The sequence below is a fragment of the Sunxiuqinia sp. A32 genome (assembly GCF_052690465.1).
The window spans coordinates 49435-62374 of sequence record NZ_JBQYLI010000023.1; the positions used below are offsets into that span (position 1 = coordinate 49435).

13 protein-coding genes are annotated in these 12940 nt (G+C 38.1%); 5 read left to right on the forward strand and 8 right to left on the reverse strand.

Annotation, left to right across the window (positions count from 1 at the left end; all coding sequences use genetic code 11):
- Together ACUNWD_RS18530 and ACUNWD_RS18535 are read left to right on the forward strand one after the other, a co-directional pair.
- Window positions 1–1236, forward strand: coding sequence for a M16 family metallopeptidase (locus tag ACUNWD_RS18530; protein ID WP_445589350.1), 1236 nt, complete (start codon window positions 1–3; stop codon window positions 1234–1236).
- Complete coding sequence (locus tag ACUNWD_RS18535; RefSeq protein ID WP_445589351.1) at window positions 1233–2516, forward strand: M16 family metallopeptidase; 1284 nt, start codon at window positions 1233–1235, stop codon at window positions 2514–2516. The genes ACUNWD_RS18530 and ACUNWD_RS18535 overlap by 4 nt, the downstream gene beginning before the upstream one ends.
- On the opposite strand, the gene ACUNWD_RS18540 is transcribed toward ACUNWD_RS18535, so the two are convergent.
- A complete protein-coding gene (locus ACUNWD_RS18540) occupies window positions 2517–2915 on the reverse strand; it encodes a hypothetical protein (protein ID WP_445589352.1) in 399 nt (132 codons plus the stop codon).
- A 185-nt stretch (window positions 2916–3100) separates the two neighbouring features.
- On the opposite strand from ACUNWD_RS18540, the gene ACUNWD_RS18545 reads away from it, so the two are divergent.
- Both ACUNWD_RS18545 and ACUNWD_RS18550 read left to right on the forward strand, forming a co-directional pair.
- Complete coding sequence (locus ACUNWD_RS18545) at window positions 3101–3301, forward strand: YwbE family protein (RefSeq protein WP_445589353.1); 201 nt, start codon at window positions 3101–3103, stop codon at window positions 3299–3301.
- A gap of 2 nt (window positions 3302–3303) precedes the next feature.
- Window positions 3304–3945 (forward strand): MOSC domain-containing protein, encoded by a 642-nt coding sequence (locus ACUNWD_RS18550; RefSeq protein ID WP_445589354.1) that lies wholly within the window; start codon window positions 3304–3306, stop codon window positions 3943–3945.
- A 1-nt stretch (window position 3946) separates the two neighbouring features.
- On the opposite strand, the gene ACUNWD_RS18555 is transcribed toward ACUNWD_RS18550, so the two are convergent.
- From ACUNWD_RS18555 to ACUNWD_RS18565, 3 genes are all read right to left on the reverse strand, one after another.
- Window positions 3947–5968, reverse strand: a complete 2022-nt coding sequence (locus ACUNWD_RS18555) for a thioredoxin domain-containing protein (RefSeq protein ID WP_445589355.1) — start codon at window positions 5966–5968, stop codon at window positions 3947–3949.
- A 183-nt stretch (window positions 5969–6151) separates the two neighbouring features.
- Window positions 6152–6934 carry a PhzF family phenazine biosynthesis protein gene (locus tag ACUNWD_RS18560; RefSeq protein WP_445589356.1) on the reverse strand — a complete coding sequence of 261 codons (783 nt, stop codon included), beginning with the start codon at window positions 6932–6934 and terminating at the stop codon, window positions 6152–6154.
- A 4-nt stretch (window positions 6935–6938) separates the two neighbouring features.
- On the reverse strand, window positions 6939–9359 hold the full coding sequence (locus ACUNWD_RS18565) for a TonB-dependent receptor (RefSeq protein ID WP_445589357.1): 2421 nt from the start codon (window positions 9357–9359) through the stop codon (window positions 6939–6941).
- Between the two features lie 253 nt (window positions 9360–9612).
- Between ACUNWD_RS18565 and ACUNWD_RS18570 the strand changes: the two genes are divergently transcribed.
- A complete protein-coding gene (locus ACUNWD_RS18570; RefSeq protein WP_445589358.1) occupies window positions 9613–10314 on the forward strand; it encodes a head GIN domain-containing protein in 702 nt (233 codons plus the stop codon).
- 122 nt (window positions 10315–10436) lie between these two features.
- On the opposite strand, the gene ACUNWD_RS18575 is transcribed toward ACUNWD_RS18570, so the two are convergent.
- The 4 genes from ACUNWD_RS18575 to ACUNWD_RS18590 form a co-directional block, all read right to left on the reverse strand.
- Window positions 10437–10841 (reverse strand): hypothetical protein, encoded by a 405-nt coding sequence (locus ACUNWD_RS18575; RefSeq protein ID WP_445589359.1) that lies wholly within the window; start codon window positions 10839–10841, stop codon window positions 10437–10439.
- Window positions 10842–11194: 353 nt separating this feature from the next.
- The gene (gene floA, locus ACUNWD_RS18580; protein ID WP_445589360.1) at window positions 11195–12175 is read right to left on the reverse strand and encodes a flotillin-like protein FloA; all 981 of its coding nucleotides are present in this window, start codon (window positions 12173–12175) and stop codon (window positions 11195–11197) included.
- A gap of 2 nt (window positions 12176–12177) precedes the next feature.
- Window positions 12178–12648: an NfeD family protein gene (locus tag ACUNWD_RS18585; RefSeq protein ID WP_445589361.1), complete on the reverse strand. Its 471-nt coding sequence runs from the start codon at window positions 12646–12648 to the stop codon at window positions 12178–12180.
- A 10-nt stretch (window positions 12649–12658) separates the two neighbouring features.
- Complete coding sequence (locus ACUNWD_RS18590; RefSeq protein ID WP_445589362.1) at window positions 12659–12940, reverse strand: ATP-dependent Clp protease adaptor ClpS; 282 nt, start codon at window positions 12938–12940, stop codon at window positions 12659–12661.

Sequence of the window (12940 nt, forward strand, 5' to 3'; positions counted from 1 at the left end):
ATGGTTGAATTTTCTCGTCACCAATTGGAGAATGGACTCCAGATTATCATATGCCCCGATTATTCTACTCCAATGATTGCCTTTGATGTTTGTTATCATGTGGGAGCAAAAAACGAAGACCCGGAACGAACAGGTTTTGCGCATTTATTTGAGCATTTAATGTTCGGAGGATCAGTTAATATTCCAGATTATGATGTGCCTTTGCAACAAGCAGGAGGAGAGAATAATGCATATACGACAAATGATCTTACCAATTATTACCTTACAGTTCCCAAAGAAAATATAGAAACCGGATTTTGGTTGGAATCTGACAGGATGATGGAGCTTGCATTTTCTCAAAATAGTTTAGATGTTCAAAAAAGTGTTGTGATTGAAGAGTTTAAGCAGCGCAATTTAAACCAGCCGTATGGAGATGTTTGGGCATTGATGCGGGAATTGGCCTATCAGGTTCACCCATATCAATGGGCAACGATAGGAAAAGAAGTTAGTCATATTGAGAAGGCAAACCTGGATAATGTGAAAGACTTTTTTTACCGATTTTATGCACCCGACAACGCTGCTTTAATTTTAAGTGGTCATGTGGATAAGGATAAAATGTTGAAATTGGCAGAGAAGTGGTTTGCTCCAATTCCAAATAGAAATGTGAATAAGCTAACGTTACCTGCAGAGCCTGTGCAAACCTCATTTAGAGAGAAAACTGTAGAACGATCAGTACCCGATACCGCATTGTACATGGCATTTCATATTAGCAGTCGACGGGAACGTGAATATTTTATTTGCGATCTAATATCTGATGTTTTATCAAATGGAAATTCATCCAGATTGTATCAGAAACTGGTGAAGGAAAAGCGGTTGTTTGTTGAGTTGGATGCCTATGTTTCAGGTGATCATGATCCCGGTTTGTTTATTGTATCAGGGAAACTTTCAAAAGATGTTTCTATCGATCAGGCTCAAAAGGCTATTTGGCAAGAGCTAAAAGAATTACAGATGGAGTTGGTAGGCGCTATTGAGTTGGAGAAAGTAAAAAATAAGCTGGAGGCCAACTTGGTTTACAGTCAGATGAATTACCTGAATGTGGCTCAGGAGTTGGCTCATTTCGAGAATATTGAGAGGGCGGAAATGATTAATGGCCAGCTTGATGTTAATCATTCCATTACTCCGGATGAACTGATGCTTACCGCTCAAAAAATATTTAGGATGGAGAATTGCTCACAATTGAATTACCTCGCAAAATGATTATTGATCGAAAAATAGCACCTCAAATTTTTACCGCTGATAAACCTGATTTGACATTTCCACGTGTTTACCATCTGGATAATAAGCTACCCGTATATTTACTCAATGCAGGCACAAAAGAAGTTACCAAAATCGAATTTATATTTGAAACGGGAACTTGGTTTGAAAATCACCCGCTGCAGGCCGCATTAACCAACTCAATGTTACAGGAGGGAAGTAATAATTATTCTTCTTCCCGAATTGCCGGGCAATTTGATTTTCATGGAGCTTATTTGCAGCTGGTGGCAGATCAGCATTTTGGAGTGGTTAGTTTGGTTAGTTTGAATAAGCACTTGCCTAATCTTTTTCCTGTGCTGGAAGATTTGATAAAACATTCTATTTTTCCGGAAGAGGAGTTCCAAACACTTGTTAAAAGACGCAAGCAACGTTTCTTATTAGAGAATGAGAAGGTGAAAGTTCTTTGTCAAAAGAAGTTTTCTCAGGTCTTGTTTGGAGATACGCATCCATATGCGCAGACTGTTGTTGCCGGTGACTTCGATTCTGTAAAAAATGAAGATTTATTGTCTTTTTACACTAAAGGATATCGCTCAAATAACTGTGAAATTGTCGTTTCCGGGATGGTAACTGAAGAGATTATTCATTCATTAAATCAGTATTTTGGAGGTGATGATTGGAATGGAAATGTTCTGGAAACAAAGACATTCCAAATTGCATCCGCATTAAGTAAGTTCCATCAGGTTGAAAAGAAAGATGCTATTCAGTCTGCACTGCGAATAGGAAAATTGATGGAGAGAAAAGATCATCCTGACTTCCCGGCATTGCAACTGCTAGTGACAGTTCTGGGTGGTTATTTCACCTCGCGCTTGATGATGAATATTCGTGAAGAGAAAGGTTATACATACGGGATTGGATCTTCAATGTTGGCTTTTAAAAACGCTGGATATTTAATCATCGCAACAGAAACAGACAAGAAATACGAGCAAGCTACGATAGATGAGGTTTTTAAGGAGTTGGCAATTTTGCGAAATGAATTGATTGGACAGGTAGAGTTGGAGCGGGTTAAGCAATATTTACTAGGCGAATTTATTCGTGATTTTGATGGACCCTTTGCTCTGTCGGTTGCTTTTAGGGGAGTGCTTGACTACGACATGGATTATCAGTTCTATGAGAATTATTATCAGACTTTGCTAAATGTTACTCCTCAAAAACTGAATGAGTTGGCTTTGAAATATTTCAAGGAAGACGATTTCTATTCTGTAACGGTTGGAGCAAAAAGTTAATTATCTGATATTTCTCTTGAAATCTTTTAGGACTTCTGCCGCAAGTAAATAGCTTGTTTGGTGTCTACTACTTTTGAAGAAACCTTTGGACATTTTTTCAAGATCCAGATGAATCTTTTCCATTGAATTGGTGATAGTTTGTCTGAAAAGTGCCGCACAATTAATACACGATTTTTGTTGTAGTTCAGTTGTTTTGTCAAAGGCGATTCGAAGTTCTTCAATGGATTGAGGAAAGTTTTTGTCAATGAAGTGTTCGCGGGCATTAATGATATTATTATTGATGAGTTTTCTATGCTCAATGCAGTTTTTTCCACCTTGAGGGCAATTAACCAATTCAATAAACTTTCGTTTGTCGTTAAAATATTCGCTTTCCTTCTTCGATATTGAAAATATTCCCATACTTCATCTTTTCATTCAACGTTCCAATAGCACACGATAAATAAACGAATTTTAAGGATTTTTCGTATCTGCTGAAAAACAGCCTTTTCTGTTTATTTTAAACAAGTTGATGTTAGTAACTAACAAAAAATGTGAAATATGGTTTTGTTTTAGGTAATTTTGTTCGAGATAAAAATGGATACAAAATGAATGGAACGAAGAGATCAAATATTAAAATTGAAGCGCATGTGGAGATTGTGCAAAAGCATCATCAGCGCACCGGCGAGTTAACTGAAGGCTATGTGTCTCAAATACTGACAAAATCACCACAACATCCTCATGGCATAAAAGTGAGACTGGAAACCGGAGAGGTTGGCCGCGTGAAAAATATCCTACCAGACGATTAAGTATGAAAGTAATTTCGACCAATATTGCAGAGCCCCGCGAGATTGAATGGCGTGGCAAAAAAGTAAAAACCGGTATATATAAAACTCCCGTTGATCAACCAATCATTTTGGAAAAAGAAGATGTACGAAATGACCATGTTTTGGATCGCCGGTATCATGGTGGCATTGACAAGGCTTGCTATTTGTATTCGAAAGATAGCTATTCGTTTTGGCAGCGAAAGTATCCTAAACTGGATTGGCAATGGGGTATGTTTGGTGAGAATTTGACCGTTGAAGGACTTGATGAGTCATCAATAAATATTGGTGATGTCTATGAAATAGGGGAGGCAGTGGTTCAGGTAAGTCAACCGAGGCAGCCTTGTTATAAGCTAGGGGTTCGTTTTGGTAATCAGTCGGTAGTTCGTGAGTTTCTGGAATCATCTTATCCTGGAGTTTATGTTCGGGTGCTAAAGGATGGAGCTGTTCGAAAAGGTGATGTGATGAATCTCATGCAAAAGGCAGCAAATAGTTTATCGTTGGTTGATGTGTTTTCTTTGTTTTCCAGAAATATTGACAATAAAGAATTGTTGGAGCAAGCTATTTCAATTCCGGAACTGGGCGAAGCTTGCCGGAAGGATTTAAAGAAGCTTTTGTCTTTCAGTTAAACTACTCAATAAGTTTAATTGCATCAGAGGTTTTTTCAACGGGTAGGTTACACGCCTGATTTTCGCATACGTAGATCAAGGTTTCGTCAGCAGCGAATCGGTTCTCCAGCAAAGGCAATTTGCTTTCTACATTACTATAACACAAAATTGTTTGTGGTAAATAGTTCGATAATAGTTCGTTTGCTTTTATTTTAGCACCACTTCCAGAAACTGCTATTTCATAAAAAGGGTCAGTCATTGAGAGTAATAGCATTGCCCAATTGGAATATCCGGATGGATGTGCCGGTAGTTCTGAAACAACTGTTTTAAGCATGTTTCTTGCTACTTCATGATATTTCAGGTTGCCAGTGAAATGTCCAAGCCTAAATAAGTTTGTAGCCATTATTGAATTCGATGCAGGTATCACATTGTCATGAATTTCAATGCTTCTCGAAATCAGTCCTTCTTGCCCTTTGGCACTGAAATAGAAAATATTTTTTTCGTGATCAAAAAACAAGTCAAAGCTTTTATCAATTAATATGGACGCATCATTCAAATAGGTCTCGTTACCGGTAACTTCAAATAATGAAATATATGCGCTTGCCAATAGTGAATAATCTTCAAGAAAACCTTCAATTTTGCTTTCCCCGTTTTTATACGAGTGATGAAGAGTGCCATCAACTTTCATTAATTTTTCCTTTAGAAAGGCGGCATTTTTTTCAGCTAACTCCAGGTATTTTTCATCTCCCAATGCTTTATAGGCATCAACTAGTCCTGAAAGAGCCAGAGCATTCCACGAAGTGAGTATTTTATCGTCCAAGCCCGGGCGAACTCTCTTTTCTCTTTCTTTTAAAAGAATGGACTTCCAACGATCAATTTTCATTTTTAAGTTTGAAAGATTCAGCTCATGTTTTGCTGCAAATTCTTCATCGCTATACCTGCGAATTAGTATATAATTGCCATCTTCCCAGTAGCCGAATTTGTTGATGTTATAATAATCAGCAAAAAGCTCAAAGTCAGTATTAATCAGTCCTTGCAACTCCTTTTTGCTCCATACATAAAATTTCCCTTCGATGCCTTCACTGTCCGCATCGAGCGCAGAATAAAAACCAAATTCCGGTGAAAGCAGTTCCCGTTCCATAAAGTCAATCGTGCTTTCAATGGTTTCCTTGTAAAGTGGTTTTTTGAACTTTTGCCAAGCTCGAGAATAGACCGTTAAAAGTTGTCCATTGTCATAGAGCATCTTCTCAAAATGGGGAACCTTCCATAAAGCATCTGTTGAATAGCGGGCAAAGCCACCACCAACTTGATCATAAATACCACCCATTGCCATCTTGTTTAAGCTCGTGACAACAAAATTTTCAACTTCAGAATCTTGTTTTTGATGAGCCCATCGCAAAAGAAATTGCAGATTATTAGGCATCATAAATTTAGGGGCACCTTTTCTTCCTCCTTCTGAATAATCGAAATACGATTTCCATATATTGACCGCTGTTTTCAGAGTTTCACCGGAAAGTTCATCAGTGGGTGAACTAATGGGGATGAACGCACTTTTGGTAATTCCGTTACTTAAGCTTTCGGCATATTCTTCTGTTTTTGCAGGGTTTTGTTTCCAAAATGCATTTACCTGTCGAAGTGCGCTGATCCACATTTCTCTTTGAAAATAAGTGCCTCCCCAGATTGGGCGACCATCTGGCAATGCGATAGCATTTAGTGGCCAGCCTCCTTGCTGAGTGATAATTTGAACAGCGGTCATGTAAATGTGGTCAATGTCCGGCCGTTCTTCACGATCAACTTTTATACAAACGAAATGTTCATTCATGATTGCCGCAACTTCGTCGTCTTCGAATGACTCGTGTTCCATTACATGACACCAATGACAAGCCGAGTAGCCAATGCTGATCAACAGAAGTTTGTTCTCTTTCTGTGCTGTTTGAAGAGCTTCATTTCCCCACGGCATCCAGTTTACCGGATTATGTGCGTGTTGAAGAAGATAGGGGGAGGTCTCGTGAATTAAATCGTTGGTATATTGGTGTTTTGTCATTGGAACATTCTCTTGAGTGTGAATATTGGAAGGTATGCATAATAGAATGAAAAATACCTTCCAAATGTAATTGTAAACCTGCATTCTTTTTGCTGATACCAACAAGCTGTTCTGCAAGAATGTTCTTTATGGAAATCGAATAAAAAGTTTATCGGAGTTCTTCCAATAGTTCGTAAAACTTGTTTAAATGAAAATCTCGCCTCTTAAATAGGTGATCGCTTTTCCTGCAATTAAAACACGATCGTCTTCTAAAGTTAGATCGAGTTCTCCACCTCTACTGGATACTTGAAGAGCTTTCATCTCTTTTTTTTCAAGTTTTTGAGACCAAAAAGGAGTAAGCGTGGTATGTGCAGAGCCTGTAACCGGATCTTCGTCAATTCCCACACCTGGAGCGAAGAATCTGCTTATAAAATCAACTTCACTTCCTTTGGCGGTGGCAATTACACCACGAGCACCTGACTCTTGCAACATGTAATGGTTTGGAGCCAAATTTTTCACTTCTTCTTCCGATTCAAAAAACAATAAGTAGTCCGTTTTTCCCATGTAGGTTTCCAACGGTTTTCCCCCGATACCTTTTAAAACAAATTCGGGAAGCTCTACTTTGGAAACCATGTCTGATGGAAAATTAAGTTGTAATTTGTCGCCTACTTTCCTTACTGAAAGTTTACCACTTCTGCTTCCAAATTCAAGCGTATCTTTGTTAAAACCAGCCTCGTTAAAAATAACATGTGCAGTGGCAAGTGTAGCATGTCCGCATAAATCAACTTCCGCCAGCGGCGTGAACCACCTGATTTCAAATCCAGCTTTCGTTGGAACAAAAAAAGCTGTTTCTGAAAGGTTATTTTCCATGGCAATTTTTTGCATTGTTTTGTCGGGCAACCATTCTTTTAGCGGAATAACAGCAGCAGGATTTCCTTTGAATGTTTCACTTGCAAAAGCATCAACTTGAAATATGGGAAGTTTCATGGTTTTAAAATTTGATAGTTAATTTGAGGTTGACTTTTCGATTGGTCAGATAATTGGGAACCGCAAACATGTCGCCATGATTACTGGTAACCCAGAAATAAGACACCGTATTGTTTATCCCCAATAAATTAAGTACTTCCAGGCTTAGCCACATGTCTTTTACTTTATTGAGCATATTTCCTCTCTTAAAACTGCTATCCGTACTTATTAATACTTTTGAAATACCAAGGTCGATGCGTCGGTATGGAGGCATACGGAAAGTGTCCTGATAGCGCTCTGAATTTGGTGGCCCAACAGGTAGTCGAGTTCCATAAAAGGCTGATAAATGCACTTTATAGGTCGGATTTCCCGGCAGGTAATCCTGAAAAAACACACTGAAATTTAATTTTTGATCTGTCGGTCGTGGGATGTAGCCATGACCATCTCCCAGAATATCTTCTTTTGTTTGTAATAGCGAAACACTAGCCCACGATTGAATACCACTTACGAATTCACCATTGATCTTAAAATCCATTCCGGCGGCATACCCTTTTGATTCCTGATCTGCCAGGTAGCGAATTTGAACATTGTCAACCTGATAGGGGACAAGGTGTGATAAATGCTTGTAAAATAGTTCAGAAGTTAACTTAAACGGTCGATCCCATGCCCGGAAAATATAATCGGAACCCAACACGATTTGAGTAGATTTTTGTGCTTTCACTTCAGGATATATCGTACCGTTTCGATCTTTTAATTCTTTGAAAAAAGCTGGTTGCTGATAGCTTCCCACTGAAAACCGAAAGAAAAAATCGGCGTTCCACTCGGGGTAATAACTTGCAGATAAACGAGGACTTACCAGAAACTCTTTATTATAGCTCCAGTAATGAGCTCGCAATCCACCCGTAAGGTAAAGTTCTCCTGTTGAAATTGGGACTTCGTATGTATCTTGAAAGTAGGTGGTGATTCTTGTCGAATTCATTTGATTATCGGTGTTTACCGTTCTATACAGTAAAACCACTTCATCAGAATACGGGATCGAATAACCCGTTGAATCTCGTAGTTCCCATTCGTTAATTCGGTCATCAACTTTTTCATATTGAAATTTAGCCCCCCAGTTTAGCAAGTGCGAGTCGCTATTATATGCGCCTTTGTGAGAAATGCTATACACTCGAGCATCCAGTTTATTTCGGGCATGGTTGAGGAAAGTTCCTACACCAAGATTGAGAACACTGTCTCCGACATTTTCAGAAACTGGATTTTGCTCAAGCTGATTTAGGTAATACTGTCCAAGAATGTCGTAGTTCTCTTCTTCTTTTGTTTTGAAAGCTGAAGCAATAAATTTAAGGTTTAAGTCATTGTTCGGATGATAGTTTGCGGAAAGAGCACCGAGCATCGTTACAAAATTATCCCGTTCCTGACCTTCAAAATAGATCGTTGTATTGTAGGCTTCCTGATAGGTTCCAAAAGTGGTTTTTCGGGTTTTTGGAACAAAATTATACTGGTTTTGAGCAAGGTTGCCAAGAAATGAAAGATCGAACTTATCAGAAAATTTGTAAGTGATATATGTTTGCATATCGGTAAATCGAGGATCGTAATCACCTTCTTCATCCAATCCTCCCAGCATGTAGCTGTTGGTTTTATAGCGAACACCTGCAATATAACTCAGTTTTTTATTTGCGGTGATATCTTCAAAATGAACTGACCCTCCAAGCATACTTGCAGAAACAGAACCCTTAAATTCAATTGGCTTTCGATATTTAATATCAAGTACCGATGCCATTTTATCTCCATACTTTGCCTGAAATCCACCAGCTGAAAACTCGATGGTTGAAACCATATCTGAATTGATGAAACTCAAGCCTTCTTGTTGCCCTGCTCGTACCAAAAATGGACGATAAATTTCAATATCGTTCACATATACAAGGTTTTCGTCGAAATTCCCTCCTCGCACCGAGTATTGAGAGCTTAATTCATTGTTTGAAGAAACTCCGGGTAGTGTTTTTATTAGTGCTTCAACACCGCCTGTCGCAGCGTCCGGAATGGCATCCGTAAAGTTAGGATCAATACGGGTGATATTTCCATTGTCTTTTCGTTGTCGGGTGACTTCAACTTCTTCCAACTGTTCCAAACTTTCTTTAAGATTGATGTTAATCTCAAGTTTTTCTTCTTCTCTGGCTGTGATGATTCGCTCTACTTTCTCGTAACCTATGAGGGAATAAACGATGGTTATTCTTTTTTTTGCTGGAATGCGTAACAGGTATTCCCCTTTACGGTCGGTAACTGTTCCAATGGGAAAGTTTTTAATGGAGACATTTGCTACTTCAAGGGGGTGACCATTTTCGTCGGATACAACACCAAATATGGTCGCATTATTGCTTTGTGCGACCAGTTGCAGGCTTGTCCATGAGAAAACAAAAAACAGGAGTAGGCGTAAATGTATTTTCATGCAGGCAAAAATAATATTCTTTTAAGTTATATAACTGCAGCTTTTACATTTAATTGTACGGAATAGTGAGCTTATTTATCTTAATGTTGATTGAAATTCCCCAACAATTAGATTCATTCGTCTACAAAAAACAATCATTCATCGAATTAATGGTTCTTATTGGAATGATAGGAAGTAGTTTTGGTGAGGAATTACAAATGAAATATTCCGATTTCGGTATTGAAAAAAACGTTTCACGATAAATAAATTAGCTATGAAATACTTTGGTTTCTCCATCTTCTTTTTGTTTATGGGTTTGATATTTAGTCAGGCAAATGCAATGTCAGAATGGGATGATGACGAAGTCCGTACATATGAAGTTGCTGATTTTAACAGAATTCATCTGGAAGGTGGATATCGTATTATTTTGGAACAATCAGATACACCTACATTGAAAATTAGGACAGATGAAGAAGCGTTTAGGTATATTGATGTAGATTCAGATAATGAGACTCTGGAACTTTCAATTACTAAAGACCATTTTGATTTTGAGCGTATTGAGTTATATATCACTTTTAAAGATTTGAAGGAATTGTATATTGAAGGTGGTGCCAACCTGGAAACAAGAGGATATTTAGATTTGACGCAACTTGATATTCATGTTGAAGGTGGTGCGAAGATTGAAATGGAACTAAAAGTTGATGAATTGAATGTCTTGGGCGAAGGTGGTGTGATGTTTGAATTCGAGGGGGTGGCTCACCGATTGGATGCACGAATCTCAGGAGCTGGTCATTTAGATGCTGAAAATTTGCGTGCTGAGTACGTTGCCTTTGAAATTGAAGGGGTGGGAGCAGGTTCGGTATATGCCACAGAAAAACTCAGAGCAACAATTGAAGGTGTTGGTAAAATAAAATATAAAGGAAATCCAGATGTCGATAAGACTATAGAAGGTGTTGGTTTTGTTAGTAAAGATTAGTTAGTTTAGTTAGTAAGTCGTTAAGAAGGTCTGCCAAATGGTGGACTTTCTTTTTTTGTGTCAATATTGATTGAGATAAATTTTCGAAAGTTAACTTTCCCTGGCTAATCGTATTGAAATTACTATCGAAAGGAAAATAGGTCAACATTTTTTCCTTCCAGATTATCGATGGCTTTTTTTAGTTCCCGCTGGCATACAAACTCTGAGTGGTTGCACTCAGTTCCTGTTTGTAGACTTTTTAATATCGGCAAAGCTCGCTGGTCATTTAATTTTCCCAACGCCCAAATTGTCTTGTTTTTGTCTTCTAAACTTTGACTGTCTGAATTCAGGAAACTAATCATTGCTTCAATTTTATCACCCGGATATTGATTCATCGCATTTTCGCAAATTTGAGTGATATCAGACTTTATCCATATCCGAAACCCAAAATAAGTGCTTGAAATTGCAATAAGGACTGCAGCAATCAGGAATATTAAAAATCTCCGGGTTCTTTTTGAGGTTTTTGCGTTTTCGTTTGATGGTGGCATTGGTTATGTTTTTTATTGCAGAAACAACGTTTTGTTAGGTAGGATTATTGTTTTTTTGCTTTTCTGGTGTAGAGTGGGATGGGAAGTAGCTAGTTTACTTCGGTTTAAGGCAAAAAAAAAGAGTAGATCTCTATCTACCCTTTTCTAACCTAACTAAACCAATAAAACTAATCAAACCTAAACTTATGAAATAAAATCTACGACAAAGATATGTTGAAAAACACAAATATGTGTTAAGCCAATGTTAAAAAACATGCTGCGCAACATGTTTTTGTATTTTGAAGTAAATTTTGAGAAAAGTAAAGGGCCTCAATGCGATTTGAGACCCTTTGGGTATTAAGTGTAATTAGATATTATTTCTTTTTCTTGCCTTTTTCTTCTCCAGCAATTGAATCTCTCATTGAGGTGTCAGCCATTATGTTTTTGTATTTCATGTAATCCATAACACCAAGGTTGCCAAGTTTGAAAGCCTCTGAAATAGCAAGAGGTACTTGTGCTTCCGCTTCAATTACTTTTGCACGCATTTCTTGAGCTTTCGCTATCATTTCCTGCTCCAAAGCTACAGCCATTGCACGGCGCTCTTCAGCTTTGGCCTGGGCGATATTTTTATCTGCATCAGCCTGATCAATTTGTAATCCAGCACCAATGTTTTTACCGATATCAATATCTGCAATATCAATTGAAAGAATTTCAAACGCAGTACCAGCATCCAGGCCTTTGTTAAGAACAACCTTGGAGATTGAATCTGGATTTTCAAGTACCGCTTTGTGCGTGTGCGACGAGCCAATTGAAGAAACAATTCCTTCGCCTACACGAGCAAGGATGGTTTCTTCGCCAGCACCACCTACCAATTGCTTGATGTTAGCACGAACAGTAACCCGGGCTTTGGCAATTAGCTGGATACCATCTTTGGCAACTGCAGCAACGGGAGGAGTATCAATAACCTTTGGGTTTACCGACATTTGTACTGCTTCAAAAACATCTCGTCCCGCAAGGTCAATGGCAGTAGCCATGTTGAAACTAAGATCAATGTTCGCTTTTGATGCCGAAACTAAAGCATGTACAACCATGTCAACTTTTCCACCTGCCAGGTAGTGGGCTTCAAGGTTGTCTCTGTCTAATTTTATGCCTGCTTTCGTTCCTTCAATTAAGGCACGAACAATTACAGATGGGGGTACTTTCCTGAAACGCATCAGGAAAAGCTGTAACAGTGAAATCCGAACACCCGATACCAATGCAGAAAACCACAGGCCAATGGGTATAAAATATAAGATAATGATAAGCAGGACAAATATTCCTGCGATTAATCCAAAAGTTCCAAATTCTTCTAACATTATTATTGATTTATTGGTTCGATAATCACATGTGTTTTTATCACTTCTATAACCTTTATTTTCACATTAGGGTCAACAAAGCCACTAATTGATTTAGCTTCGATGATTTCACCATTGACACGTACTTTACCCATAGGAGCTAAACGTCCAACAGTCACCCCCTCATCTCCTTCATGAATCAACGTTCCATCAACTTCAATTACTTTCCCTGTAATCTCCGATTCCAGAACCATTTTTTTTCCTGTTCGCCCTTTGAAAAAACGATAGATCAATAATGGAGAAACAATGATGATGAAAGCAAGAGTTAAAATCCCGGGTATTGTACCATAAGTATCAAATGCCAAGTAAATGCTAATACCAAAAAGTACAACACCACCAATACCTGCGATTGTGATTCCAGGGATTACAGCAAACTCAAGTAGGAGTAGTAATATTCCCAGGAAAATTAAAAACAGAATGATAAGAAAGGTCATATTGTGTCAGTTAGTCTATTGTTGCTTTTAGTTCTTTGTCAACCAAAGCTTTTTTCATAGGACTAAGGTACGTAAAACTTCCCTTTTTGACATCACATTTACCTTTGTAATGTGTTATTAATGTACATTGGACTGCTTGTTCCGTATCGTGCTCACAGATATGCATCAGAGCTTCAATTACATAATCAAAACTGTGATGGTCATCATTGTGTAAAATCAGGAATCTTTCGTTCTTTGATTCGAAGTTCTCATCCTGATTTGGTTTATTTTTAATGTTTTCATCAGTTTTCAT